We start from the raw sequence: 944 nt of genomic DNA, 5'->3' as shown, positions 1-944 counted from the left end.
CGACCACCCCGATCGCGCCCGTACGCCCGCCAGCGAGCGTGCTGTCCTCCATCCGTACCTCCTATTCCGAGCCGCCGCTGGAGACAGCACAAGATCTCAAGATCCAAAGCGTTTTTGTAAGATCTTCATTGTATATGCTGGGACATCCGGGGAGATTGGTAACAAGATCGCATACGATTGTAAGAAGAACTGTGGCCAGTGGCAGCCGTCAGTGATCGGCGCGTTACGCAAGTTGGGGGCGATGGTGGGTGACGACGCCCCGTGGACATCGAGGAGGGGAGTGTGGTCATCGGGATGGCAGGTGATCGACAGGCCGGCCGAAGCTGGTCGGCGACGCGGGACAGCGGCAGTCCGGTCGCGAGCAACGCGTGGACCAATCTTCAATCTTTTAGTTGACTTAAGACCTCCCCCTAGGGGCCCTAGGGGAAGCCTCAAGCAACATGATGAGAGATGCCCGGGCCCAGTGCTAGAATTGTCAAGCAGATGGTTGATGGTTCGGTCGTTGCGGAGAGAGAGGGCAACGATGGCGTCACAGATTTTCGAGGCTCTTGCGAACCCGATCCGGTGTGACCTGGTCGAGCGGCTGCGTGAGAGCGATGCCACGGTCGGTGAGCTCGCCAAGTGGTACAAGGCCGACGTGCAGGCGGTCTGCGAGCACCTGAAGGTGCTCGAGCAGGCCGGCCTGGTCAGCCGTAGCGGGGAGGCCCACCGCAGCCCGGTGCACCTCAACGCGGAGGTGTTCGACCTGATGACCGAATGGATCGAGCGGTTCCGGCGCCAGGTCGAGCGGCGTTACCAGGACCCCGAGGCCGTGCTGGCCCCCATGAAGGACACCGCCACCGACGACTCTACTAACGACATCCTGGTCAGGAAGGTGGATCTAACCGTGCGTGCACGTCCGAGCAAGGGTTCGGGTGACCGGACGCGGGATGCTGAAGGAAGCA

General features: G+C 61.8%; 1 protein-coding gene. It reads left to right on the top strand.

From position 1 onward, the window contains the following. Window positions 1–523: 523 nt before the first annotated feature. The coding region (locus tag CV1CTNOD_RS07505; protein WP_131785428.1) for an ArsR/SmtB family transcription factor at window positions 524–944 on the top strand (421 nt) is incomplete at its 3' end.

It is taken from the genome of Protofrankia symbiont of Coriaria ruscifolia (genome assembly GCF_900634745.1).
Taxonomy (GTDB): Bacteria; Actinomycetota; Actinomycetes; order Frankiales; family Frankiaceae; genus Protofrankia; species Protofrankia californiensis.
The sequence above is the reverse complement of the archived record's forward strand: the minus strand, read 5'-3'. Positions and strand labels throughout refer to the sequence as shown.